General features: G+C 55.1%; 28 protein-coding genes and 2 tRNA genes. 21 read left to right on the forward strand and 9 right to left on the reverse strand.

Annotation, left to right across the window (positions count from 1 at the left end):
• Positions 1–72 precede the first annotated feature (72 nt).
• The 11 genes from FKG94_RS13245 to FKG94_RS13295 all read left to right on the forward strand — a co-directional run bounded on the left by FKG94_RS13245 (position 73) and on the right by FKG94_RS13295 (position 10456).
• Positions 73–1524 carry a pyridoxal phosphate-dependent decarboxylase family protein gene (locus FKG94_RS13245; RefSeq protein WP_218943523.1) on the forward strand — a complete coding sequence of 484 codons (1452 nt, stop codon included), beginning with the start codon at positions 73–75 and terminating at the stop codon, positions 1522–1524.
• A 198-nt stretch (positions 1525–1722) separates the two neighbouring features.
• Positions 1723–2067, forward strand: a complete 345-nt coding sequence (locus FKG94_RS13250; RefSeq protein ID WP_142904822.1) for an ArsR/SmtB family transcription factor — start codon at positions 1723–1725, stop codon at positions 2065–2067.
• Entirely contained in the window at positions 2064–2519 is a 456-nt protein-coding gene (locus FKG94_RS13255) for an SRPBCC family protein (protein WP_142904823.1), read from the forward strand. The genes FKG94_RS13250 and FKG94_RS13255 overlap by 4 nt, the downstream gene beginning before the upstream one ends.
• 4 nt (positions 2520–2523) lie before the next feature.
• On the forward strand, positions 2524–2937 hold the full coding sequence (locus tag FKG94_RS13260) for a VOC family protein (RefSeq protein ID WP_179957641.1): 414 nt from the start codon (positions 2524–2526) through the stop codon (positions 2935–2937).
• Positions 2938–3099: 162 nt separating this feature from the next.
• Positions 3100–3666, forward strand: a complete 567-nt coding sequence (locus tag FKG94_RS13265; RefSeq protein ID WP_142904825.1) for a flavodoxin family protein — start codon at positions 3100–3102, stop codon at positions 3664–3666.
• 91 nt (positions 3667–3757) lie between these two features.
• A complete protein-coding gene (locus FKG94_RS13270; protein WP_142904826.1) occupies positions 3758–4156 on the forward strand; it encodes a DUF1801 domain-containing protein in 399 nt (132 codons plus the stop codon).
• A 236-nt stretch (positions 4157–4392) separates the two neighbouring features.
• Complete coding sequence (locus FKG94_RS13275; protein WP_142904827.1) at positions 4393–4737, forward strand: ArsR/SmtB family transcription factor; 345 nt, start codon at positions 4393–4395, stop codon at positions 4735–4737.
• On the forward strand, positions 4734–5219 hold the full coding sequence (locus FKG94_RS13280) for an SRPBCC family protein (protein WP_142904828.1): 486 nt from the start codon (positions 4734–4736) through the stop codon (positions 5217–5219). The genes FKG94_RS13275 and FKG94_RS13280 overlap by 4 nt, the downstream gene beginning before the upstream one ends.
• A gap of 263 nt (positions 5220–5482) precedes the next feature.
• A complete protein-coding gene (locus FKG94_RS13285; RefSeq protein WP_142904829.1) occupies positions 5483–6541 on the forward strand; it encodes an efflux RND transporter periplasmic adaptor subunit in 1059 nt (352 codons plus the stop codon).
• On the forward strand, positions 6534–9644 hold the full coding sequence (locus FKG94_RS13290) for an efflux RND transporter permease subunit (protein WP_142904830.1): 3111 nt from the start codon (positions 6534–6536) through the stop codon (positions 9642–9644). The genes FKG94_RS13285 and FKG94_RS13290 overlap by 8 nt, the downstream gene beginning before the upstream one ends.
• A gap of 59 nt (positions 9645–9703) precedes the next feature.
• Positions 9704–10456: an SDR family NAD(P)-dependent oxidoreductase gene (locus tag FKG94_RS13295; RefSeq protein ID WP_142904831.1), complete on the forward strand. Its 753-nt coding sequence runs from the start codon at positions 9704–9706 to the stop codon at positions 10454–10456.
• Positions 10457–10522: 66 nt separating this feature from the next.
• On the opposite strand, the gene FKG94_RS13300 is transcribed toward FKG94_RS13295, so the two are convergent.
• Both FKG94_RS13300 and FKG94_RS13305 read right to left on the reverse strand, forming a co-directional pair.
• Positions 10523–11413, reverse strand: coding sequence for a helix-turn-helix domain-containing protein (locus FKG94_RS13300; protein WP_142904832.1), 891 nt, complete (start codon positions 11411–11413; stop codon positions 10523–10525).
• A gap of 328 nt (positions 11414–11741) precedes the next feature.
• Positions 11742–11957, reverse strand: coding sequence for a hypothetical protein (locus FKG94_RS13305; RefSeq protein ID WP_142904833.1), 216 nt, complete (start codon positions 11955–11957; stop codon positions 11742–11744).
• On the opposite strand from FKG94_RS13305, the gene FKG94_RS13310 reads away from it, so the two are divergent.
• The 5 genes from FKG94_RS13310 (at position 11958) to FKG94_RS13335 (ending at position 14799) form a co-directional block, all read left to right on the forward strand.
• On the forward strand, positions 11958–12641 hold the full coding sequence (locus FKG94_RS13310) for an isochorismatase family protein (protein WP_142904834.1): 684 nt from the start codon (positions 11958–11960) through the stop codon (positions 12639–12641).
• 544 nt (positions 12642–13185) lie between these two features.
• Positions 13186–13527 (forward strand): ArsR/SmtB family transcription factor, encoded by a 342-nt coding sequence (locus FKG94_RS13320; RefSeq protein WP_142904836.1) that lies wholly within the window; start codon positions 13186–13188, stop codon positions 13525–13527.
• Positions 13524–13976, forward strand: coding sequence for an SRPBCC family protein (locus tag FKG94_RS13325; RefSeq protein WP_142904837.1), 453 nt, complete (start codon positions 13524–13526; stop codon positions 13974–13976). Before FKG94_RS13320 ends, FKG94_RS13325 begins: the two co-directional genes overlap by 4 nt.
• Positions 13973–14317, forward strand: coding sequence for a GFA family protein (locus FKG94_RS13330; RefSeq protein ID WP_142904838.1), 345 nt, complete (start codon positions 13973–13975; stop codon positions 14315–14317). The genes FKG94_RS13325 and FKG94_RS13330 overlap by 4 nt, the downstream gene beginning before the upstream one ends.
• On the forward strand, positions 14314–14799 hold the full coding sequence (locus FKG94_RS13335; RefSeq protein WP_142904839.1) for a GFA family protein: 486 nt from the start codon (positions 14314–14316) through the stop codon (positions 14797–14799). The genes FKG94_RS13330 and FKG94_RS13335 overlap by 4 nt, the downstream gene beginning before the upstream one ends.
• Before the next feature lie 43 nt (positions 14800–14842).
• Here FKG94_RS13335 and FKG94_RS13340 read toward each other — a convergent pair whose 3' ends face one another.
• Positions 14843–15280 (reverse strand): hypothetical protein, encoded by a 438-nt coding sequence (locus FKG94_RS13340; protein ID WP_142904840.1) that lies wholly within the window; start codon positions 15278–15280, stop codon positions 14843–14845.
• Between the two features lie 42 nt (positions 15281–15322).
• Entirely contained in the window at positions 15323–16312 is a 990-nt protein-coding gene (locus tag FKG94_RS13345; protein WP_142904841.1) for an NAD-dependent epimerase/dehydratase family protein, read from the reverse strand.
• A 554-nt stretch (positions 16313–16866) separates the two neighbouring features.
• On the opposite strand from FKG94_RS13345, the gene FKG94_RS13350 reads away from it, so the two are divergent.
• Positions 16867–17373, forward strand: coding sequence for a MarR family winged helix-turn-helix transcriptional regulator (locus FKG94_RS13350; RefSeq protein ID WP_142904842.1), 507 nt, complete (start codon positions 16867–16869; stop codon positions 17371–17373).
• 120 nt (positions 17374–17493) lie between these two features.
• The gene (locus tag FKG94_RS13355) at positions 17494–18366 is read left to right on the forward strand and encodes a DMT family transporter (RefSeq protein ID WP_142904843.1); all 873 of its coding nucleotides are present in this window, start codon (positions 17494–17496) and stop codon (positions 18364–18366) included.
• 557 nt (positions 18367–18923) lie between these two features.
• On the opposite strand, the gene FKG94_RS13360 is transcribed toward FKG94_RS13355, so the two are convergent.
• The 5 genes from FKG94_RS13360 to FKG94_RS13380 form a co-directional block, all read right to left on the reverse strand.
• On the reverse strand, positions 18924–20381 hold the full coding sequence (locus FKG94_RS13360) for a UxaA family hydrolase (protein ID WP_142904844.1): 1458 nt from the start codon (positions 20379–20381) through the stop codon (positions 18924–18926).
• A gap of 996 nt (positions 20382–21377) precedes the next feature.
• Positions 21378–21791 (reverse strand): type II toxin-antitoxin system VapC family toxin, encoded by a 414-nt coding sequence (locus tag FKG94_RS13365; protein WP_142904845.1) that lies wholly within the window; start codon positions 21789–21791, stop codon positions 21378–21380.
• Positions 21791–22018, reverse strand: a complete 228-nt coding sequence (gene vapB / locus FKG94_RS13370) for a type II toxin-antitoxin system VapB family antitoxin (RefSeq protein ID WP_142904846.1) — start codon at positions 22016–22018, stop codon at positions 21791–21793. Before vapB ends, FKG94_RS13365 begins: the two co-directional genes overlap by 1 nt.
• Before the next feature lie 258 nt (positions 22019–22276).
• Positions 22277–22353 (reverse strand) — tRNA-Arg (locus tag FKG94_RS13375).
• A 34-nt stretch (positions 22354–22387) separates the two neighbouring features.
• Positions 22388–22464, reverse strand: a tRNA-Pro gene (locus tag FKG94_RS13380).
• 230 nt (positions 22465–22694) lie between these two features.
• On the opposite strand from FKG94_RS13380, the gene folD reads away from it, so the two are divergent.
• The 3 genes from folD (at position 22695) to FKG94_RS13395 (ending at position 25354) form a co-directional block, all read left to right on the forward strand.
• Positions 22695–23540, forward strand: coding sequence for a bifunctional methylenetetrahydrofolate dehydrogenase/methenyltetrahydrofolate cyclohydrolase FolD (gene folD, locus FKG94_RS13385; protein WP_179957642.1), 846 nt, complete (start codon positions 22695–22697; stop codon positions 23538–23540).
• 71 nt (positions 23541–23611) lie between these two features.
• A complete protein-coding gene (gene rsuA / locus FKG94_RS13390; RefSeq protein WP_142904848.1) occupies positions 23612–24301 on the forward strand; it encodes a 16S rRNA pseudouridine(516) synthase RsuA in 690 nt (229 codons plus the stop codon).
• A gap of 3 nt (positions 24302–24304) precedes the next feature.
• Positions 24305–25354, forward strand: a complete 1050-nt coding sequence (locus FKG94_RS13395) for a class I SAM-dependent methyltransferase (RefSeq protein WP_142904849.1) — start codon at positions 24305–24307, stop codon at positions 25352–25354.
• Positions 25355–25393: the final 39 nt, after the last annotated feature.

The following is a 25393-nucleotide window of genomic DNA, read 5'->3' on the forward strand; positions in this document are numbered from 1 at the left end:
CAGCTCTCGCTGTTGTGACGTGGCCGGCTGCGACTAGAGCCGCACAAAACCAAGAGACGACAGGTAAACACATTGGACAGCAAAGAATTCCGAAATCAGGCCCACACCGTCGTGGACTGGATGGCAGATTATCTGGAATCCGTCGAGCAGTACCCGGTACGCTCGCAGGTAAAGCCCGGCGACATTCTTCAGCAAATTACCCGCCAGCCCCCTGAAAAAGGTGAGCCTTTCAGTGAACTGTTTGAGGACTTTAAACGCATTATTCTCCCCGGCATGACCCACTGGCAACACCCGCGCTTCTTTGCGTACTTCAGCGCCAATTCAAGCCCGCCGTCCATCTTGGCCGAGATACTGACCACCACACTGGCTGCCCAATGTATGCTGTGGGAAACGTCGCCCGCCGCCAACGAACTTGAAACCCGGATGCTGGAATGGTTGCGCCAGCTTATTGACTTGCCGGAGGCTTTTACCGGCTCGATCCAGGATTCCGCTTCTTCCGCAACACTCTGTGCCTTGATTGCCGCTCGCGAGCGGGCGACGCAAGGCCAGGCAGCCCGAACCGGGCTACATGGGCACCCGCCCCTGACCATATACACTTCGGCAGAGGCGCACTCCTCCGTTGAAAAAGGGGCGCGCATTGCCGGTTTTGGCGCCGATCAGGTCAGGAAGGTTACAGTCACCGGCACTGGTGCCATGGACCCGCAAGCATTGACACAGGCCCTGAACACAGATCGCGAGGCGGGTTTGCTGCCCGCCTGTGTCGTCGCCAGCCTCGGCGCCACCGGGCTCGGCTCTATCGACCCTCTGCGTGAAATCGGTGCAATCACCGCAGAGCAAAAGGTCTTTCTGCATGTCGATGCCGCCTGGGCGGGCAGCGCCCTGATCTTGCCGGAACAGCGCGTCATGCTCGGCGGGATTGAATTCGCAGACAGTTTCGTCTTCAATCCGCATAAATGGCTGTTCACTAACTTCGACTGCTCGGCTTTCTATCTCAAAAATCCCGATGAACTGGTAAACGCTCTGGCCATTATGCCCGCCTACCTCGAGTCCGCCGCCGGGGAACAAATGCCGGAGTATCGGGATTGGGGGGTACCACTCGGCCGTCGTTTCAGGGCCTTGAAACTCTGGTTTGTGCTGCGCTCCTATGGTGCGGAGAGACTACAGACGATGATCCGCAATCACATCGACTGGGCCGCAGCGCTGGCCGACAACGTAGCAGCACACCCCGATTTTGAGTTGGTATCAGGGCCAACTCTGGCATTGATAGCCTTTCAACTAAACCCTCGGGGCTTGACCGGGCCGCAGCTCGATATAGTCAACGAAGAACTGTTGCGACGGATCAATGACGACGGCCGAACTTACCTTACCAAAACCCGCGCCCATGGCCGCACCGTTATCCGTCTTGCCGTGGGCCAGACCTATACCGAACAACGGCATGTCCATGAAGCCTGGAGCACAGTCACGGCTATCGCGGCGGAGCTTCTCGCACCAGGGGAGTTGGCGCGGGTGCTGGACGGATATTGACGCCAATATTTGCACCAATATTTGCATATAGGCCCGCTACGGGAGCCGCAAGACTTATTTTCGCAATGGCGATAACGGTAAGCGCCGGTCGTCCGGCCGCGGTAGGTAATCCTCCGTGCCCAAGGGCACAGACAGACTCTGCGGCGACTCTTAATAAATAGTTTGCCAACTAGAGAACTATTGTTTATAGTTTCCCATATGGCCAACTATTCAAAATCGCTCGATTCCGCTTTTCACGCCCTTGCCGACCCCACCCGGCGAGCCGTCATCGCCAGGCTTATCCAGGGGCCGGCTGCCGTCAAAGAGCTCGCGGAACCCTTTGATATAGGCCTGCCCTCGTTTATGAAACACATCAAAGTGCTCGAAGACAGCGGCCTGATCGGGTCGAAGAAAGTCGGGCGCGTGCGAACCTGCCGTATCCAACCGAAACAGCTCACTGCCGCCGAAACCTGGCTGGCAAAGCAGCGGGCGCTTTGGGAGCGCAGGACCGATCGCCTCGCCGATTACGTCGAAAACCAACTAGCCAAGGAGACCAAAACATGAGTGAAAACGACCTGACAGTTTCCCGCATTATCAAAGCACCGCCTTCAACAGTGTGGAAAGCCTGGAAAGAACCGGTGCACTTCGTCAAGTGGTGGGCACCCGCTCCGATCGTTACGATCTGCAAGAAACATGAATTTCACCCCGGGGGTGCATTCGATACGGTCATGCGGATGGAAGATGGCACCGAACATGGCGGTGAAGGCTGTTTTCTCGAAGTTATTGAAAACCAGCGTATCGTCTTCACCGATGCCCTGCGAGGCGGCTGGCGGCCAAATGAGTCGTCTTTCTTCTCCGCCATCATCACCTTAGAGGAACACCCCGAAGGGACAAAGTATACGGCAACCGCTCTCCATAAGAATGACGCAGACCGCCAGAAACATGCCGATATGGGTTTTCTGGATGGCTGGGGCACCTGCATCGAACAACTGGGCCGGGTCGCGGAAAGCCTTTAATCATATGTCGGGCTTTATTGTTAATATTGATGTTCCCGACTTAAACGCCGCAATTGACTTCTATGTCGAAGGGCTTGGTTTTAACTATTTGCGGACGCTGCTGGGGCGTTCCGTCGCGGAACTGGGAATGGCTGGCACAAAGGTCTATCTTATTGAACAGCCAGCGGGAACGCGGCCAGTGCCATCCCTGAATACCTTGCGCAGCTACACGCGACATTGGACGCCCATTCATATCGATATAGTGGTCGACGATATCGCGGCCGCCGTCGACAAAGCCCTGGCGGCGGGTGCGGTTCGAGCGGGCCGGCAGACCACCCACCCGTGGGGCACACTCGCGCCGCTTGCCGACCCGTTCGGCCATGGCATCTGCCTGGTGGCGTTTTCTAAAGTCGGCTACGACGCTGTCGCAGATAAGTGAGCATGGGGCCTGAAACAACATCCGGCTGCAAGGACTGGCAAGCCGGGTAAGGCGAGAGAGGCATTTATGGCGCACCCTATCATGCTGTGGTGAACACCCTAAAACGCTATCATTTTTTGTTATGATAGAACCTGCCTGAGTGCCTACAGTAGAGTGAAAACAGTGAAAACACTTGTCGTCTACTTCTCTTTTACCGGCAATAACCGGCAACTTGCCGAGCATCTTGCCGCATGTATCGGATGTGATACCTGCCCTGTTGTTGAACAGAAAAAGCGCACCGCACTGACGGTGATCCTGGATATGGTGTTCAGGAGAAAGCCAAAAATCAAGCCATCTGACTATACCTTTTCCGACTACAACCACATCATACTTGTCGCACCGGTCTGGGACTCCAAAGTGGCAAACCCCATGCAGACTCTTATCAGGCGTGAAAAGGATTTTCTTTCCGATTATTCTTTTATATCACTTTGTGGCTACGACCGACCCGGACAAAAAGACAGCCTTACAAAAGAGCTGTCTGTGCTTGCCGGTGGTCCGCCCAAAGTTGTTTTTGAACTAAAAATCTGCGAACGTCTACCGGCAGCGCAAAAGAATGATGTCAAAGCGATTGCGGATTATCAGGTAACCGGTGATGACTTCAGCGCTTTTGAACCACAAATCCGTGAGTTTTTGAACAACATCATCCCGCTGGCTACAGCCCGGGATGACAAAGAACCTGGACTGGCGTGACTTCGGTAAAGGTATATTCCGTGGCTATGCCATACCCGCAGAGCGGCCAATTGCTTGCGGTCCCTGTGGCGCACCTCGGAGCTTGGCAATCATGAATCAACTCTTTCACTTCCCCGGCTCAGTTAAGCGGGACCCTGCTGTCGACTCCTGGATGCGGCAACATTCAGGCGACTTGGGCACCATTGCGCAATACTGGTTTGACGTCATGCGTGCTTGCGGAGACGATGTTCGCGAACTGTTACACGACGGCCACCCGACAGCGTGTGTGGTTGACGCCGCATTCGGTTACGTCAACGCGTTTACGGCTCATGTCAATGTCGGCTTTTTCCGCGGCGCCGAGCTCGTCGATCCGGCGGGCCTGCTGGAGGGGTCGGGTAAGTACATGCGTCATGTGAAGCTGAGGCCGGAAAGTGATATCGATGCCGCAGCGTTACGTCAACTCATAGAAGCTGCATATGCTGATATGCAGAGCCGCCTCAACAAGGAATAGTACGCGAAAGTTACCGGTAAATTTGCCCTTCTCGCGATAATCGAGGTGCCGCGCAAAAGGCGCTATGGCTGACACGACAAACTCCCCCTCCCCCAACAGGCGAATTCAGAAACCGCGAGTCTGAGTTTGGGCCCGGCGTATAGGCCGGAACGGGCTCTGCGGCGCGACTCGAAAGTGAATGTCCTGATATCCAAGCTTATATAGACAATTATCTATATAGATGATAGCCTATCAAAATGGAATCTCTAAACCAAACCTTCGCCGCCCTCGCCGACCCGACCCGCCGTGGCATCGTTGCTCACCTGATCCGCGGTGAGGCAACCGTCTCTGAATTGGTCCAACAGTTTGATCTGACGCAGCCCACAATTTCCTCCCACTTGAAAGTGCTGGAATCGGCGGGCCTGATCTCACGCTCCCGCAAAGCACAGACCCGGCCCTGTAAGTTGGAACCGGACGGGCTGCAGGCCCTGGACGCCTGGTTGGAGCGGTTTCGCACGGTTTGGGAGGGCAATTTTGAGCGCCTCGACGCACTGCTCGACGATTTACAAGACAGACAACCGGGAAAGGAGAAGAAACCATGAAATCTGCCGAAGTCACCCTGCCATCAGATACCGAAGTGCGTGTTTCGCGATTGTTCAACGCCCCCGCACGCCTCGTGTGGCGTGCCTACACCGAACCAGCACTCCTGCAACGCTGGATGCTCGGACCACCGGGCTGGTCGATGCCCGTCTGTGAAATGGATGTGCGGGTCGACGGCAAGTTTCAGTGGCGTTGGAGAAGCGATGAGAACGGTAACGAGTTTGGTTTTTATGGCGAGTTCAAGGAAGTCACACCCCATAAAAAAATTGTACACACAGAATTCTATGATCCGGGCGACCTCGGTGACAAGATGGGTGAAAGCATGCTTATCACCGTCACGTTTGACGAAGATGACGGCAAAACCATCATGACCACAGCAATGCAGTTCCAGTCCAAGGAAGACCGCGACACCGCCCTGTCAACAGGCATGACCGACGGCATGGAAATGAGTTACCAAAAACTGGATACGGTGCTCGCAGCTTAAGCCACAACAACCAGTCGACAAGGAACCGGCGCGAAAAAGCCGATCGCGGAGTTGGCAATCGGGCCCGGCCGGTTCTGTTCACGCTTGGCACCCTGCTATGCGCAGCCCTTATCGCGGTTTGCAAGTGCGCACCTCAAACAACCGTTCGACACATTGACGCCGATCAAAACAAAAGCGGACAGACTTCCCTAGATTTGTGCATGGGCTGGCCAAGAGGGACCGGCACATCGGGCAACTCAGCCCAGGAGGTCGAGACATAAATTATGAAATATATCGCTGTCTTCACGAGTGCCGTAACGTTACTCGCCTGCCAGCCGGAATCGCCGCAACATCAGTTCGATACGCAGCAGTCGATCAAGGTGAAGACCGCAACACTGATGCCGACGACGGTTACCGGAAAAGTGAATGTTTTCGGTGTATTGGAATCGGCTGAAGAGGTGGCCCTGAACGTTGAATTCTCCGCACCGGTTGAAAAAGTGCTGGTTGACGAGGGACAGGCTGTGATAGATGGGCAGCCGCTGTTGATATTCGATGACAGTAAGCTACAGCTCTCGTTACAGCAAACCCAGCATATGTTGGAACAAGCGCTTACCCAGCAGGAAAACGCCCGGTTAAACTTTTCCCGATTGCAAACGCTGCTTGCCAACAACACGGTCTCGCAGCAGCAATTTGATGAGGCGCGATTTGCGCGCGATGTGGCAGATGCAAAAACGCGCGAACTAAAGGCGAGCCTGCAACTGATCGAGCGCGACCTGGGTAACACAACCCTGACCAGTCCCATTGATGCCGTGGTCGGTGAACGCCGGGTGGAGGCCGGGCAGTCTGTAACGGCTTATCAGCCCCTGTTGACGCTGCAGGCGGTAAAGAGTGTTAAAGTTTCAGTGTTTGTCGGTGAGCACCATCTGCCTTACCTGCGAGTGGGCAACCGTGGTTGGGTAAAGACCGTGGCCGGCACTCTCGAGTCAGAAATCTATTCCATCTCGGCGACCGCCGATGCCCGCACAGGTAACTTTGAAGTCAAACTGTTGCTGGACAACACCCATGGCCGCTTAAAGCCCGGTATGACGGCCAATGTCACCCTGTTGAGCGTACCCATCCCCGAACAACTCATTATCCCGGAAGCTGCGCTGGTGGCCTGGCAGGGACAACATGTCGTGTATGTGGCGGAAAATGATCGCGCCCGCCGCCAGCCTGTGGAGGTGATGTTGGGTTTTGAGGACCACCTGTATGTCAGGCGCGGGCTTGCCGCGGGCGACCAATTGATTGTGATCGGCGCCCGGCAAGTGACCGAGGGGTCCTTGTTGGAGATTAACCATGAGTAACCTGGTGCGGTTTTTTATTGAACGTCCAAAGCTGGTTAATCTGATTATGATTTTGGTGATATTGCTGGGGTTGTCGAGCTTACAGGCTTCACGTTACGAAGTTACGCCTCATATCGATATGGGGGTTGTCACAGTAACAACCACAAAAGCCGGCGCAGGGCCGGAAGAGGTGGAATTAAGTATCAGCCTGGTATTGGAGGAAGAGTTATTAAAAGTCAACGGTGTACGGAAAATTTTTTCACGCAGTATGGAAGGCTTGTCCCTGATTACCCTCAACCTCGATCCGGACTACCCCGACAAGCGCAAAGTATTGGCCGATATTCAAAAAGCGGTCGATCGGGCCCAGAGCCGCCTGCCTTCGGACCTGATTGAAAAGCCCTTGGTTGAAGAACTGGGCACGGATAACCTGCCGGTGGCTGAGCTCCATATCACAGGCGCCGTTTCAGAGGATATACTCAGGCAGCAGGCGCGACATTGGCAACAGGTGCTACGCACCGTAGCAGGTGTTTCCGGTATCGAGAAAATTGGCTATCGCCGCCCCGAAATTGCGATTCAACTCGATCAACACAAACTCTTGCAGCTAGGCGTCTCAATCGACGAAATCAAGCGCGCGATTGCACTGCGTAATATACGCGACAGCGGCGGGTCCATCTCCTCGTTGAGTAGCGAAAAAAAAGTTCTGACAGTGGGACAATTTGAAGACCCGCTGGAAGTGGCCAGGCTCATCGTACGCAGTCGCGAGCCGGGCAACAGTGTTTTGCTGAGAGATATAGCGACGGTGTTGCCGGACTATGAAGACTGGGAGGTTCAGGTTCGCACCGACGGGCAATTGGGTATCGCCCTGCAGATTAAAAAGCTTTCCACCGCAGATGAGCTCGCCACTTTGGAGCGTGTGCGCGAACTGCTGGCATCTGAAAAAGAACGTTTACCCGGCGGGGTAGAACTGCATCTGGTCAACGATATCTCCCGTTTTACCAAAGACATGCTAAAAACACTGGTCGCTAACGCCTGGATGGGTTTTGTATCTGTGTTTCTGATTCTGTGGCTGTTTTTAGGACGGCGTCTGGCACTGTGGGTAAGTATTGGTTTGCCGTTTTCTATTCTAGCCACATTCGCCATACTGTTGTTTACGGGTTTTTCCATCAACAGCCTAACCCTGATGTCCCTGATACTGGTGTTGGGTATGCTGGTGGACGATGCCATTGTGTCGGCCGAGAGTATTCAGGCCCGGCGGGAATCAGGCCTCAGTCGCAAGCAGGCGGCCATTAAGGGAACGCAAGATGTAGCCGCGCCGGTATTTGTCAGCGTGCTGACGACCATACTCGCCTTTCTGCCATTGTTCACCCTCGGCGGACTGGAGGGGGACTTTGTACTGGTGATCCCGGTGGTTATTACGCTTATGTTGCTGGCTTCGCTGTTTGAAAGCAAATTTCTCCTGCCTGCTCATTTGGCACACAGCGCCTTTAAAACGGAACGACGTTCCTGGTTAGTCTATAGCCAGCAGCGCTATCAGCAGTTTATTTTGCTGTTATTGCGACACCGGAAAAAAGCCAGTGCCGCTATCGTGCTGATGTTCTTGACTATTATTACTGTCAGTGCCTCCCAGATTCGTTTTCAGCTCTACCCCGATACGGCCGTGGACACCATCAACATTCAAATTGAGCTGCCAAACGGTACGCCGTTTGCGGACACGGGCACGCGGGTTTCTGCGCTGGAAAATGCAGTGCGGGCTGTTATACCGGCTACGGATCTGTTGAATATCGTCAGCCAGATCGGGCATCAGGATACCGACATTTACGGCGGTTCTGAAGGACGCAACCAGGCGTGGGCCGTGACCACCGTTTACCTTAAACCGTCCAGCGAGGTACAAGAACCTCCAGCGGCGACACTGGCTAAAATCAAGGCGCTGGCGGCACGACAAACGGACTTTGTCTCTATCAGGGTGGAACCGCTGAAAGACACGCCGGTGATGGGTAAACCGGTTGAACTGGAAATCATGTCCGACGGTACCGAAAAACTACAGGTGGCCGATGCGGTGAAAGCCTTTCTTGTCGACCTCCCCGGCGTCACCCGGGTATGGGACAGCCAGAAGACCGGTAAAGACATCCTCGACCTCACCTTCAATTATCACAACCTGGCTGGCTACCATCTCACGGTAAAACAAGTGGCCGAGGCCGTGCGGGTTGCCATGGATGGCCTTATCGTGGCGGAGCAGCAATTGGCCGCCGAGCGCACCTATTTTCGTCTCAGTTTACCCCGGGAGGGACAGAAAAAGCTCAATACCCTGAAAGACCTGTTTATCATCAACAGCCGGGGTGAAGCTGTTGCTCTGAACTCTGTCGCCAGCTTTAGCCTGCGCCCCGGCGATACCGATATCAAACACTATGCCGGTCGCAGAACGGTCACCGTGTATGCCGATATTGATAGAGCTGCTACGGACGTACTGAGTGTAAATCAACACCTCAGGGAGCATATTATGGCGCAAAACTGGGGCCATCAGTACCCGGGGATGAGTTTTCATCAGGGCGGTGAACTGGAGCAACAGCAACAGTCTTACGGCAATCTTGGGGTGGCGTTTTTCGCCTGTATTCTGATGATTTTATTTGTGCTTGTCGTCCTGTTTAACTCGTTTAGTCAACCGCTGCTGATATTGGCGGTATTGCCGTTTAGTGTTATGGGTGTATTGGTCGCGTTTGCCGTACAGGACCTGCCGATGAGTTTTATCGCCATGATCGGGGTATTGGGTTTGGTTGGTGTTTTAGTCAACGATGCGGTGGTGATGGTGTACTCTCTCAATCGAGAAAAAAGCCCCACCGATTTAGGCAATATCGCAAAACGGGCTGCCACGCGTTTTCGACCTATTGTCATTACCTCAATCACTACTGTGGTGGGTTTGTTTCCCACCGCTTATGGCTGGGGCGGAGAAAACCCGTTTGTCGCCCCGATGGTTATGGCGATGGTCTGGGGGGTGTTGTTCGGAACCTTGATTTCGCTGCTGCTGCTGCCCTGTCTGTATGTGTTGAATGAGGATGCCAGGCTGTGGCTGAGACGTAAGGTCGAACAAGCGATACCCGCGCCCAATAGGCCAGCAGAAGACTACTGACACCTTCTGACAGGCGCCTCTGATAGGGTGGCGGTAGCCTGGCAATCAAGGAGGTGCATATGCAGAATTTCAACGGCAAGGTCGCGATTGTGACTGGCGCCACCGAGGGCATCGGCGCAACTGTCGCACAGGCCCTGCGCGCTCGCGGGGCATCGGTTGTCGTCGCGGCCCGCGATCCGCAAAGAACCCGCGAGCGGGCACATACCCTCGACCCCTCCGGGGAACACAGCCTGGGGCTGGTCTGCGATGTCTCTGATCCGTCTCAAGTCGCAACGCTTGTCGGCGACACAGTCGCACGCTTCGGTGCGCTGCATATGGCGGTCAATAATGCCGGTATCGTCGGTCCGGGCAGCACCACAATTCCGAACTCCAGCATTGAGGACTGGAATGCCGTTATCGCAACCTGTCTCAGCGGCGTTTTCCACTGCCTGAAGTACGAGATCCCGGCACTGCTGAAAAGTGGCGGCGGCTCAATCGTCAACCTGTCATCTGCCAATGGTGTGGTCGGTGTGGCGGGAATCGGTCCCTATACCGCTGCCAAACATGGTGTCCTTGGACTGACCCGCTCGGCCGCGCTGGAATTCGCGACTCAAAACATCCGCATCAACGCAGTCGGGCCGGGTTACGTCGAGACACCGAAGATGCGCCAGGCACCGGATGAGATACTGGCCGGCATACGAGCGGCCCATCCGATGGGCCGTATGGCAACATGCGAAGAGGTCGCAAATCTCATCACGTTTCTTCTCTCTGATGAAAGCAGTTTTTCAACTGGCGGCTTTTACCCCGTCGATGGAGGTTATACCGCACAATAGGAGGGCGAGTATGCCAACTAAGCGGCTCGATCCAGCAGCTATCTGCGCACCAAGCGTCGCAGTCAGCTAGATCGCGATTTCTTTTTGGTACTGCTTCGGGGTGGTTCCAAGTTTTTCTCTGAAGATATCACTCAAGTGGGTTTGAGACGCAAACCCACAGCGATAAGCGACATCACAAAGCTTGGCAGACTTCTGACAGAGAAAGAGTTGCGCTTTTTCAATTCTCTTTTCCAGTACAAATTGATACGGCGTTTTGCTGGTCGATTGCCTAAATTCTTTAGCAAAGCGGCTGACAGACATGCCTACTAAACCAGCTAAGGTTGCCGTGTTGATACTCTGGTGATAGTTTTCTTCAACATAATCGCCAATTGTTTTAATATGAACACTACTCAGTTTATGTCGCGATGGCTTCGGTTTTATATTGACTAGTTCAAGCAGTCTGCCGATGATAGTCATCCATAAGCCGTCAATGAGTAGATCAGAGGAAAAACCATATTCTTTGGTAACATGCCAGATACGTTGCATGCTAGTTCGAAGCACATGATCGTATATGAACGAAAACGATGTCAGCTGCATTAGCTTCCTATACGAGCCTTCAGCATAGCTTTCACAAAGAGCTACTACTTTTACCTCCGGACAAGTACACAACAGCAATAAATGATCTCCACCAACATCGAAGTCGACCGCTAAATTACAGGGTGTCACAACAGTGCTGCCCGGTTGGGCAAGTTTGTGATTGATCCACTTCTCTCCATAGTTCCAGCGGGCAGGGACATTCGTCGATAGACCCATACCCACTGAGAAATCACCGACCGCCGGCACTGATTTTCGATAGGCGGGCATTTCTACTAACAAACATGTGACGTCGAAAGAGCCACCACGACGAATTTCCTTTTGACAGTGCCCATGGCCGTTTTGATTGCAGTAAAAATCAACCAAACTGTAACTTTCGTTCAAGATAAACTGTCCTTTCTGGTAAAGTTTGAAGTCAAGTCAAAAATCATCCTTCCACGAACCCGCGGATATCACTACTGCGTACTACATTCTGCTCTCTTTACTGCTGCCTTACGGGTTGAATCTACGTTCAGATCACCATTTTTGGAGCGTTTGTCACTTTTTTAGAACCGGTGAGCTTGATCTCTGAGGCACCGATTATTTAAACAGTTGTTTGAAACCATCCTTATTGAACACCGCAAACCTCGTGAATCGAGCGGTTGAGCACAATTCCAAAGCCGGTCTGGAGTTTGCGTCAGAGTATTATCCGGGCCGGTTTTCCGCAGGCTATTCAGTGATACACGAGCATCAAGGTCAAACCGGTGGCGACAGAGCGTTTTAATGCCCTGACATCCAGCACCGGGATGCCGTCAATAGGAATCCAGAAAAGGTTGAAAGCCAGAATACAGCCATTGTTTTTTATCTTACCTTGCCAGCACAGCGCGGTTGCAGAGCGCTGGACAGAGTTTTCTAAAATTAATCTTAAATTTTTAGCCGGGAGGTTCAAATGGCGCTACCGCAAAGTGAGTTAACCCCAGACAATTGTGCTTTTTTGATGATTGACCATCAAGTTGGCCTGCTGTCGTTTCTTACCTCAATTGATCCGATACAGTTGAAGAACAACATCTTAGGGCACGCGAAAACTGCCAAGGCGTTTGGGATACCGGTTATCATGGGTACTAGTTGGCCCACCGGCCCCAATGGACCCACGATGCCCGAGCTGCTTTATTTATTCCCTGAAGTTAATGTTATAGATCGCCCTTTCGTCAACTTCTGGAATGATCCTGATTCAAAGGCGGCCGTAGAGGCCACAGGCAGAAAAAAACTTGTTATTTCCGGCCTGGCGACAGAAGTATGCGCAGCATTTCCCGCCATTGCAGCCTTGCGGGATGGTTATGAAGTATACGTTGTGATAGACGCCAGTGCTGATTTCAATCCTATGATTACACAGGTAACCACCACACGCCTGGCTGCTGCAGGTTGTATTGTGACTTCGTGGGTTGCCGTCTTGGCTGAGTTGGCCAACAACACCCAAATCAATGGCAAGCATATAGGCAAGCTGCTAAGTGAACATATGCCCCAGTACTATGCCGCAATGAACAGCTACTTAGGCTCGGCCGCGAATGCTGAGCAGACTGCCGAAGCGGTTGGCTTAACCGGTAATCCTCCGATTCCGATAGCAAAAGAGTAACTATCGGCTGGCAAGGCGATCCCTATTGAAAGCAATACTGTCTAAGAGGCGATATGGAAAAACCGGTCAAAGATCCGCGGCCAGGGTCTTTGATCGTCGAAACGAATGGACAGAGACTGCCAAAGTGACAGCGCAACAGGGAAGCTGGATCAGAATCCAGATTTAGAGAGGGCTCTACGGCAACCGGCAGCGAGGCTGTGCCCAAGACTTTATCGACACAGTCAGCCGGTGACCTTGCGCCTCTGAGGCAATCGGTAAATCGGTAAATCGGTAAATCGGTAAATCGGTAAATCGGTAAATCGGTAAATCGGTAAATCGGTAAATCGGTAAATCGGTAAATCGGTAAATCGGTAAATCGGTAAATCGGTAATAAGTTCCGAAATAATTTCTCACACAGCAAGTCGCCCTGCTCAATAACGTCTGTCTTGCGGTCGAGAGCAACCTGATATGCAACTGAGCGAAAGCCTGGCGCTATCGACCCAAAGGTGACCGTCACAATAGATAGGTATTGACCTAACTATACGGTTAGTCTATGGTTAGGCGTATGACTAACTATATCAATAGCGTTGACCGCGTATTCCACGCACTTGCCGATCCCACCCGCCTGGCTGTGGTTGAACAACTCTGTCAGGGCCCCGCCTCTGTAAAAGAACTCGCGGCGCCATTCGAAATGGCGTTGCCGTCATTCCTGCAACATCTCCGCGTGCTGGAAAGCGAGGGGCTTGTTGTGTCAGAGAAGCAGGGCCGCGTGCGAACCTATCGGATAGCTCCCAAAACCCTCAACCGCGTCGAGGACTGGATAACCCATCAAAGAGCGTATTGGGAATCTGCTCTTGATCGCCTGCAAGAGTACGCCGACGCCTCTAACCGGAGTGAGACCGAATGAGCGCAGCAACAAAAACCATCACCCCAAAAGATCCTGAGTACACAATTTCCAGAATAGTAAATGCACCAATAGCGCGAGTTTGGCGGTTATGGACTGAGCCGGACCATTTGCGGCACTGGTTCTGCCCCAAGGGTTTCACGGTGCTTGAAGTGGGCATCGATGCGCAAGTCGGCGGCCAGTGGATGACACGCATGCGCTCATCCGATGGCGGATCGCACACCACGTTGGGCGTGTTCCGAGAAGTGATCGAAGCAGAACGGCTTGTTTTCACGCAATCGTGGGAAGGATCAGAGCACCACTCGATCATCACAGTGACGCTCAAAGAGAGCGGAGACGCCACTGAAATTGTATTCAACCAAGCCTATCTTGAATCCGAAGCATCTCGCGATTCTCATGCTGAAGGCTGGGATGAAGCTCTCGACAACCTCCAGAGGTATATACTGCCATGATTAAGGGAAGCTGCCATTGCGGGGCGATCAAATATACGCTGGATGATTCACCAACACAGGCCATACGCTGCAACTGTACAATCTGCCGGCGTAAGGCGTGCATATTAGCGTTCTCAAGTCCAGACCGATTAGCGCTCGATGCCGATGCATCGGTGATCGCCGAATACACGTTTGGTGAGGAAAATATCAGGCATCAGTTTTGCGCAAAATGTGGTTGTTCTCCGCTTGGACGTGGCATCGGCCCCGATGGAAACGAGATGGTTGGAATCAATCTAAATTGCACAGAAGGATTCGATCTCTCAACAGTATCGATCGAAGATTTCGACGGGGCAAGCCTATGAAAATACGCGAGGAAACCATCAGTGGCGGCTGCCAATGTGGCGCTGTTCGCTATCATTCTGAAAAAATCTTCGACAACGCACATATATGTCATTGCCGGATGTGTCAGAAGGCTGTCGGGAACCTCTTTGCCGCACTGGTAGCGGCCCCAAATGATGCACTGCAATGGACACGAGGCAGTCCGGACGTGTTTCAAAGCTCCGACCAAGGCGAGCGCGGCTTTTGCTCTCTCTGCGGTACGCCCCTGTTTTATCGAGGGAAAAACAGCGGCAGAACAAACCTGACGATTGGCTCGCTCGACAACCCTCAGCGCGTTGAGCCGCACAGACAAGAAGGAGTCGAGTCGCGAATACCCTGGTTCTCACGTTTGACGGCGATTACCGATGAGGCAGCCACAGGCGCGGATGGCGATGGAGAGTGGGCACGCTCGATTACCGCAACCAACCGCCAGCATCCGGATCATGACACGGATGGCTGGCCCTAAATTTCGAGACCCTTTATGAGTTGGGGTCTCGATTTCCGTCACCCTAACATCGCTCGATACCGAGCTCCCTGAGCGCTTTAGCCACAACAGCATACGAATCCGCAAGCGCCAGAATCATGGGGGGGCTACCACGCCCGCGGCAATCGACCAACACACGGTGAGATGGATACCATCGAAATGTCAAACTTGGATAACCATCTGCGGTTCGCAACTCCAACTCACCGGCGGTATTGATGGCCCACTGCGCGACATCAGAAAAGTTCCCGCTCGCGGCCGAGCCGTCCGCGTTAAGAGAGATCGAATAGCCATTGCGGGGTAGCGCGGGGAAAATATCGGAAAAGACACGCCAGCGATGATCGGTAACGACCGCGGCAGTCAGGCGAACGCCGGCAGTATCCGTCGCTACACCGGCCTTGCCCGGCATCGCCCACCCCATTCCCAACATCGCAATAACTATTATTAAGCGCATCATCAATGCCAATATTCTCCAAAAAGAGCCTAAATCGCAGAGCGGCAGAAGCTATCACTCATGAACCGGATACGGACCATCACTGAATACTTCATCGTGATACCCCTTGCTTCCTACAGCAACCGCAATTTCGCTTATTGGCTTCTCCCCCGCGCGACAGGACGCCAATACATACCTGAAGTCAAATTTTGGCGTCCAACCCAAATCTTTACGGGCCGCCTGGTTGACATAGACCCGGTCAATCCGCTTGAACATCTTCCATCCCAATGACTGATAAACATCATCGAATTCGGGCACACGTCGCTGTACTACCTTGGTCGCATCGGAATTGAGTTGGGTCATATCCTCGGGAAGAAAAGGCGTAGTTGCACTTACGATATAGCGTCCAAATCCCAAACCGTTCGCTCTCTCCGCTGCATTGATATGGGCATTGACAACATCCTCAATATCGGCACGGCGGTATAGAAACTCATTCGCTTTGATATTAGCGTCCAAATAATTTTCTCGCTTTTCCCGATCATCGTCCTGTTCCGGGAAAAAACGCGATGTCCTTAAGACAACGCAACTGAGCCCGTGCTTTCGATGGAAGAGATGGCAAAGCTCCTCAGCTGCCATTTTGGTTACGCCATAGATATTCTTGGGTAGCGGCTTAGTGTCTTCTGTGACCCATGCGGCAGGTTCTCCAGCCGCGGGGCGCATCGCATCACCGAAAACGCTGGTGGTACTGGTGAAGACAAAGCTACTAACATCGTTTGCGACTGCCGCTTCGAGCAGGGTCAAGGTGCCCGATATGTTGGTATCAACGAATGCCTGCTTCGAATGTGTAGCAACATGGGGCTTGTGGAGTGTCGCTGTGTGATACACGACATCCACGCCTGTCATGCAGTCTGCCACGCAGTTCTTATCAGCTACCGAACCTACGACCGTCGTGAACGGTGAAGGCTTGATGTCGAGACCGACCAGATCTGACCCGGGCTCTGCCAGTATGACCCGGGCCAGAGCCTCGCCCAGATGACCTGAGCTTCCTGTTATTAACACTTTCATCGAATCATATCCCGTTACACCGCAACTTCAAGCCAATGCCTTTCTTACATCAATATTTAGGTCATTTTCCACTCGCTATTGTATCACCTGCAGAAGGCTGTCTCTGTGAAGATTCTGCCCAAACTGGCCGTAGCATAAGAGCTTGATCGGATTGACGGCCCAGAGCGCCGGGCGTTTGATCGGGCCCACATTTCGCTTGAAACTACTCATTCCAGGCTCGTGGAGCTTTGATTCAGTAGGGCCTTGGTCGCACTCATGACCCACGAGATGGGCGCATCTGAGGCCACCGGCGCGACAGCGTGCCAGGCTCGCTCAACAAGCACCAACTATTCTGCCACAGGGGGCACCTGCCTCAATTTGATCAGCGGCAAACGCCCGGCCTGAGAAGAAAGTGAAAGCTCGAGGTCAAGGTGCTGGTTCCCCGATGGCACCTCCGCTCTCCCGATTCCGCAATCACGTCCGCAGGGACATCCGGGTAAAGTAGCACTCAAGGAGCACTTCTTTGTCTGCGCTCTCTACTTGTACTATGTATGCAGTATGCATATAATTGCAAAATGAATAAGGATCGCACCGCCAATCTGCTCGGCGCGCTGGCGCTGGGCCTCACCGACGCGCTGAACCGCGAGACGGAGATGCGCGCCGAACATGGGGCGACAGCGCCCGCTGCGCTCGTGACCGTCGGCTTTCATCCGGGCGAATCGATCGATGGACTCTCCAGAACACTGGGCTTGAGCCATTCGGCGACCGTTCGCCTCGTCGACCGGTTGACGAAGGACGGCCTGTTTGAGCGCCGGGGTGGCGCGGACGGGCGTACCTCAGCCCTCTACCTGACACGACGGGGGCAGGCGCGCCGGCGCGCGATCCTTCAAGGCCGTAGACGCTTGCTCACCGAAGTGGTTGGCCCGTTGTCGGATGACGAGCGAGCCGCACTGACCGGTCTGATGGAGAGACTTCTCAACGCGCTAACCCGCGACCGCCAACACGCCGACCATATCTGCCGGCTTTGTGACGAGCGCATCTGTCCGAGCGAGACCTGCCCGGTGGAGTGCGCCGTCACATGATGTCCGAAGACAAGCGAGATCACCTTGGTGAAACCGCCCCACTCTGCCGCTCCAAGTAAGACACCAAGCTCCGTCACGGCGGATGCATCGCCCTCACACCGGCCAGGGCGCGGTATCGCCATGGCGGCGGCAATACTCTCCGCCGCCTGCTGGGGGTCGGCAACCGTTCTGAGCAAGGGAGTGCTCGAGCACATGCCGCCCATGACCCTTCTGATCATCCAACTGACGGCGTCGGTCGCGTTTCTTTGGATCACCGCTCTCGTGCTGCGTGTGCGCTGTCGCTTTGACCGGCGGGCGCTACGCGGAAGCCTGAGCGGACTTCTGGAACCGGGTATTGCGTATACACTTGGCGTCGTCGGACTTGCGCTCACGACTGCCAGCAACGCCTCCCTCATCGGAACAGCCGAGCCGCTTTTTGTAGTCCTACTCGCCTGGATTCTTCTGAGAGAGCGCGTGAGTGCATCGATGTTGGGCTTGGTACTGATGGCGAGTCTTGGCATCGGGTTGGTGGTTATTCCTGACATCAGTAACGACACCGGTGAAGGATCACTGCTCGGCGATGCTCTCATCACAGCCGGCACGCTGTTTGCCGCACTCTACGTAATCGCCACGCGAAAGTTAGTTATGACCTTCGATCCAATATCACTATCGGCTATGCAGCAGAGCGTTGGTCTGATCTGGACTCTTGGGGTGTTGACGCTCGCCCTTTCACTCGGGCTCACCACGGTCGGGCTCGGCGGGGTTGGATTGGACATACTCATTCTCGCGGCCGTGTCGGGCGTCGTGCAATACGCTTTAGCATTCGGGTTATATCTTTTAGCGTTGCAGCGGCTGCCGGCCAACATCGCCGCATTCTACCTTGCTCTGATCCCGGTATTCGGCGTCGGCACGGCCTATATTTTCCTGGACGAGGTGTTGACCCCGTTGCAATGGCCTGGCGCTGTCTTCATCATCATATCTGTCGGTGCGGTATCCTACCTAAGTCAGGAGTGAGGTGTCATTGCGAACACTCCAGGTCAAGGTGATCGTTCCCTGAAAGCACCTTTGCCTTCTCGATTCTGGCGATGACATCCGCAGGAATCCTCCAAGCAAACAGAAAACAAGGATTGTCGGTCAAGGTGCTCTAGCCGCTAATACTTCAAGCCGAGAGGATACTGTGTAGACATAGCCACCCTTGGTAATCGCGACCGGCTCGGCGAGCGCCGGAACTCGGTAATGACCAACATTCTACCGGCACCCCAGGAGAAAACTCTGGCAATTTCGCCCTCCTCAACTATCACCCAAACCTAAGAACCGTAACGAATTCGAACCTCAAAAAATAAGACATTTCAGAATATTGACGATAGACAACGGTGGGCAATAAACTGAAGGCTAGCTAACTTATTGATCAAAAAGCCAAAATCATGATCTAGAGACTGGCGCCTTCTATTTGAAGGCATATCGAACTTTTTGCTGCGCGCCGGGCCTGAAAGATCGGATTATTCTGGAGGAGATTGGGCAGACGTATCCCAGCGAGTATCTTGCTTAAGGCATTGATACAGCATCCAAGATCAGAGAACCGCAGAGCGCCGCCAAAAGGCCATTTGGCGATTTGAATGCGATTTCGGTTGGCGCCCGGAAGCGACATCCAGCACGAGGTCCAAAAGCGCATTCACGCATGATAACTGCTGCGCCGTCTCGATCATTGGCTCGCCGTCGAAATCGATCCAGTCCGGCTTTTCGCTGGCCAGACGTTGCGTCGAGGAAATCTTAACGACGGGCGCGAAAGACCCCATCGGCGTACCCTTGCCGGTGCTGAAAAGAACAATATTGGCCCCGGCTGCGACAAGTGCACTGGTGGATAGTTCATCGGTTCCAGGCGCTTCGACAATCTGAAAACCGCTCGATACCGCGGGTTCGCCATAGCGAAGCACGCCCACCAGGGGAGAGGAACCCGATTTTTGTGCCGCACCGAGCGCTTTTTCGGCCAGGGTCGTCAGGCCGCCCTCAATGTTCCCGGGGTTGGGCTCGCCGGGCACCACCGCACCCTCGTACGCGAACTGCTTCCTGTAGTCTTCGAGAATGAGATCGAGCCGAGTCGAGGTAGCGACTGTGGAGGCGCGAGCTCTAAAGTGGTCGGCCGCTTCCATAAGCTCGGGTAACTCCGTCAGCAGTGTCGCGCCATGGCTGGCGACAACGATATCAGCTATATGTCCGAGCAACGGGTTCGCGGTGAGTCCGCTGAGACCGTCGGTTGCACCGCACTTCAGCCCAACGATGAGCTTGCCAATTTCCTGCCGGGACCGATTGTCCCTCACTATTAGCGAGTGCATCTCTTGCGCAGCCCCAAGGACAGTATGGTAGTCGTCAGGCTCGTCCTGTAAACCAATCTGCCTGAGACGCCCATTCTCAGTTCGCGAAGGGGACAGCCGAGAAAAGTCGGCAGAACGGAGTCCGATAAGAAGCGCCGCGCCGCAGTTCGGGTGTGAAACGAGTGCCCCCAGAAACGCATCGAACGAGGGATCTGGTCTGGGCGAGGAATCCAATGCGGGCACTACCCAAACGCCGTGATCTTCCCCATTCTCTCGCTCGTTAAGTTCGGCTGCAACGCGGCGCGCCAGTTCTTCAACCGAGCCGACCAGACAAACCAGCCATAACTCGTTGCGCGTGCCGACGCGCCCATCGGCTCGTCGAAATCCGAAAAACTCAAGTCTGCGTGTCGAAGTAGGCCTAAATTCGCGATCGGTGGGTCGCACCTCCGGACCGGGGCGCTCGCGTGATCCCGATGCATTGTGCGTGTGGACCAGCGCCCCTGACGGTATGGTCCGGGTTGCCACCGCGATAGTATGCCCGTAGCGGCGGATGGAGGCGGCACGTTCGATGTCCTGCAGGGCGACTTTATAGCCTGACGGAACTCTCTCAATCGCAACCACGTTGAATGTGCCATCCGACAGCACGTCGCCCGGCTTTGCCGCCTCCAGTGCAACTGCGACATTGTCATCCGCGTGCGTTCGGACCGCGCGAGCCACCCGTTCCTCCAGGTCTTTTGGGTATTGCGATAAGAATACATAGAAAAAATGCTGAAGTCAGCTTTTGGTCAACCGGGATTAATGGCGGCAGAATCGCCTAAAATGCGCTCCGACTGCCGCGGACAATCTGCCATGATCGGTGCCCTCCCAAAGTTCATCATGCCCTCCCTATTTCGAAGGCAATGTAAGGGAGGGGCATGCAACATTCGAACTTTTTGCTGTCTGCTGAGCCTTGAGGCTACCCTACTGTCACCAGCACCACTTTTGACGAGTTGCCAAAATCAGCTCTCAGCTCACGCGTGGGAAGAGCTGTGAATATAGCGATCCTCTGCCGCATAGTCGAAAAGCGGAAGTGGATACCCGGCCAAGGCTGTTTGCCAGTTGGTGTCGTCGTGTTGCCTGGGCCAGTCACAATATGGACCCACCGCCTCTGTATATGACGTTACTGGCTTGTATCCCAACTCAGTTGCTGCCCTCGTGCTGAGTACGAAAGGCCTTGGCAGCGACCAAGGTGTCCAGCCGATCGGCGCGCTGCCATGATCATCACCGACGTCCAGCGGGAGTAGCCTTCCCCGATAGCCCAGATGATCGGCAATCGCGGTGCCAATCTCGGCCACGCTGAGCGCCTCAGGGTCGGCGGCAGCGACCGCTGTCCTTTGGCAGGAACTCCAGATCACACACCGTCCCCCAGAGGATTCGAACTTCAAGATTACCCATTATTTCAATGACGTAGAGACGCCGTCGCGTTCTCGACATCGGGCTCACGCCTCGTGAAGCATCCTAAATTATTGATATACCTGAAAAAGCCGCTGGGTGCGGAGGGCGGCGCCCCCTATTGAACGCATATCGAACTTTTTGCTGTGCGCCGGACCTGGAAACTCGAGTTATCTTAGAAGAGGTTGGACAAGCGTATCTCTGGAAAAATCCTGTCTGACAAAACTTTCGTTGCACTTCGCCTTAAGGCAGCGTGTCGAATGCCGCTGCTGTCGGCGAATGTCAATGTTGAGCCCAGTTCTCCAGCGTCAAACCCCGCACCTTTGAGAAGTGCCTGTGGTTGTTTGTAACCAATACGGCGTCGAGTGAAATCGCATGTGCGGCAATCATGGTATCGTTATGTCCGATGGGCGTGCCCTCAGCGAATAGCCGCGACTGCAGCTCGGCAAAGCAATCTGCTTCCTTCGTCGTCCAGTCAGCGATGAAATCCAGCCGATCTGAGAACTCGTCGATCAAGCGGTTGTACTTCTCACTCGCCGCAGAACGAGCGGCGCCCAAACGCAGTTCGGAATACGTGATGACGGAAATGCAAATCGTGCGACCGCTTTCGACTTTTTCTTCCATCACTGACAGCAGAGGTTTAGGGGCCTGTCGCATAATGTAGCTGCAAATGTCTGTATCGAGCATATACAGCATTAAAGCTTAACCCGGTCGGTTTCCATCACATCAGGCCGCTCGGACATAAAGTCATCGCCCGCGGTGCCTGCCTTGGGCAACGAGGTCCAGGTCTTTCGCAACGGCTCCAAAATCAATTTGTTCCCTTCCCGGCGGACGGCCACCTCACTGATACCCTTGAAAGCAAGACTCCGGGGAATCCGGACCGCCTGGCTGCGGCCATTCACGAACAGTTTTGCGGTATGCATGGTATCAACCTCCAAAAGTGTGGGAACTATAGCCCATGCCGCAGCATATCACAAGCATATGCCAAAATCCGGCACATCCTAAAGATCACCCCCCTCTCCTTTCAGGGACCGTATCTGAGGGAGGCATGCAGCATTCGAACTAAAAGTCTATTTATTTCAGAGTCTTAAGGGAAACGAGCTGCGCCGGGGACAGAGGCTATGGCAGTTTTTATGAACTGAGCATTGAATGCTATTGAGAAAATCGTAAAGCGCAGGAGGTGGCGCGCCCGGCAGGATTCGAACCTGCGACCCACGGCTTAGAAGGCCGTTGCTCTATCCAACTGAGCTACGGGCGCGTTACTGAGCAGAGCCCTGCCAGCTCACATGGAATGGTCGGAGTGGAGGGATTCGAACCCCCGACATCCTGCTCCCAAAGCAGGCGCGCTACCAGGCTGCGCTACACTCCGCCGGCTGTGGCCGAAGCCATATTCCAGGAGGGCGCATAATACAAAGGCCCCTCTTTGCCGTCAACGACTATATCGTCAACCTTGAAAATTTATCTATGCAGACCAAGGACTTAGCGGCCGACCTCAGCCCTGTTTCAGGTAGTGACGGGGCTCGATTCCTGTGGGACAATACGCGCCTTTTCCATCTTCACCCACAGCTGCAGCCAAGACGACAGGGGAACTCATCCGCTATGCCCGCACTTATCCTCGACGGCAAAGCCCTCGCGCAACAAACCGAACAGGCACTGTCCCGGCGGGTCGCCGCCCTAAAAGAAAAAAGCGGTGGCCAAACCCCTATCCTCGCCACTATCCTGGTGGGCGATGACCCGGCCTCGGCCACCTATGTGAGAATGAAAGGCAACGCCTGCCGGCGGGTCGGCATGGATTCACTGCAGGTGGAAATGCCCACCACCACCTCGACTGCAGAACTGCTGGCCAAAATCGGCGAACTCAATGACAACCCCAACGTCCACGGTATTCTCCTGCAGCATCCGGTACCGCCGCAGATTGATGAACGGGCCTGCTTTGACGCCATTGCTTTAAGCAAAGACGTCGACGGCGTCACCTGCCTCGGCTTCGGCCGCATGAGTATGGGCGAGGCCGCCTACGGCTGCGCCACCCCAAAAGGCATTATGCGCCTGTTAGAAGGCTACGATATTCCGCTCGAGGGCCGCCACGCCGTGGTTTTGGGTCGCAGCCCGATTCTCGGTAAACCCATGGCGATGATGCTGCTCAACGCCAATGCGACGGTGACCATCTGCCACTCCCGCACCCGCCAATTGCCGGACTTGGTGCGCCAGGCCGATATCGTCGTGGCCGCTGTCGGGAAACCGGCATTTGTCCGCGCCGACTGGGTCAAGGATGGCGCCGTAGTGGTGGACGCCGGTTACCACCCCGGCGGCGTCGGCGATGTCGAGCTGGCGCCACTGGCAGAGCGGGTCGCCGCCTATACGCCGGTGCCGGGCGGGGTCGGTCCGATGACCATCAATACCCTGATTTATCAGTCGGTCGAAGCGGGAGAGAAGACACTCGGTTAGCGGCCGGTCAATGGGCCGCCACCGCCGGCCCCAGGCCCAGCCCATAGCGGCGGAAACTGAGGCAGGACACCATGCGACTGGATAAGTTTGTGAGTCAGGCTGCCGGTATCAGCCGCTCGCAGGTAAAAAAAGCCCTGCGGCAGGCAGCCGTCGCGATTGACGGCGACCCGGTCGCCAATCCCGCCCAGGCGGTGGCGGCCGGTGCCCGGATCACGCTGCACGGCCGCCGGTTGACGGCGCCCAAACCACAGTACGTTATGCTCAACAAACCGGCGGGCTACGTTTGCGCCACCCGCGACAGCGACCACCCCACTGTTATCGACCTGATTGCCGAACCCGGCGCCGGCCGGCTGCAGATCGCCGGCCGGCTGGACCGGGATACCACCGGCCTGGTGCTGCTTACCGATGACGGTCAGTGGAATCACCGCGTTACCGCACCGGCGCGCGCCTGCCTGAAAACCTATACCGCCACCCTGGCCGAACCCCTGGCTGATAAGTGGATCGCGGTGTTCGCCGCCGGGGTCCGCCTCAAAGCCGATGCCCGCCCCACCCAACCGGCCAAGCTGCAAATACTGGAGGCGTGCCGGGTCAGACTCAGTATCACCGAGGGCAGGTACCACCAGGTCAAACGCATGTTTGCCGCCACTGGTAATCGCGTCCTGTCACTGCACCGCGAGTCGATCGGTGCGCTGGCGCTCGACCCCGATCTCCAAGCCGGCCAGTACCGCCCGCTGAGCACGGCTGAGATTGCGGGGTTCTGATCGATGGACCCCTGCTATAGCGCCCTGCTACCCTATTTGACCGCACCGGACCGCCCCACCCTCTGGTTCGCCGACGAAAATGCCTCCACAGCCGGTGCCCGGTTGCAACGGGGCCGGCACCCTTATCTAACCGCCTTCAGCAATCGCTACGATGTCTATCAGCACTTGTGCGATAGGGGCGTCCGAAGCCATTTCTGCGACTTCGACTGCGCCCTGCTGGACACTGTCAAATGCAACATCCTGGTCTATCGCATCTCCAAAGAAAAACCGTTGACCCACCACCTGATCAACCGCGCATACACCTGCCTGGAGGATGGCGGCACGCTGGTGTTGTGCGGCGAAAAAAGTGAGGGGATCAAGAGTTATGCAAAAAAAGCCAGCGTCTTGTTTGGCAGCAACGCCACACTGAAAAAAGCCGGCCGGGCCTATATCACCACCATCACCAAGACGCCCGCCGCCGGACCCCGGCTCGACGACCAGCACTACGCCGAACTACGCCCCATCGCCCAGGTCGGCGGCACTCCCATCTACAGCAAACCCGGCGTGTTCGGCTGGAATAAAATCGACGCGGGCAGCGCCCTGCTGATCGAGAACCTGGCACCGCTGCTGGCCCTGCTACCCGCCCCGCCCGCTACACTGCTGGATCTCGGTTGCGGTTACGGCTATCTCACCCTCGCCAGTACAGCGATCACTGCGCAACGGCGCGTGGCCACCGACAATAACGCCGCAGCCCTGAAGGCGGCGGAGTACAACTTTTCCAACGCGAGACTGGCGGTGAGTGTGGTGGCGGATGATTGCGGAGCGCAGTTACGCGAGCGCTTTGATCTGATCGTGTGCAACCCACCTTTTCATCGGGGATTCGGTGTCGAGGGCGACCTTACCGATAAATTTCTGCAACGCGCTGCGCAGTTGCTCAGCGCCCAAGGTGCCGCCTTCTTTGTGGTCAACCAGTTCCTGCCGCTGCAGCGCAAAGCAGCCGCTCTTTTCACCACTGTCAACAAGGTGGCCGGCAACGGCAGCTTCAATGTGTTTTACCTGGCGGGCAGCCGCTGACGGTTTTCATCCTCGAAGCCCGAGGATTCTCTATTTATG

It is taken from the genome of Exilibacterium tricleocarpae (genome assembly GCF_007004655.1).
Taxonomy (GTDB): Bacteria; Pseudomonadota; Gammaproteobacteria; order Pseudomonadales; family Cellvibrionaceae; genus Exilibacterium; species Exilibacterium tricleocarpae.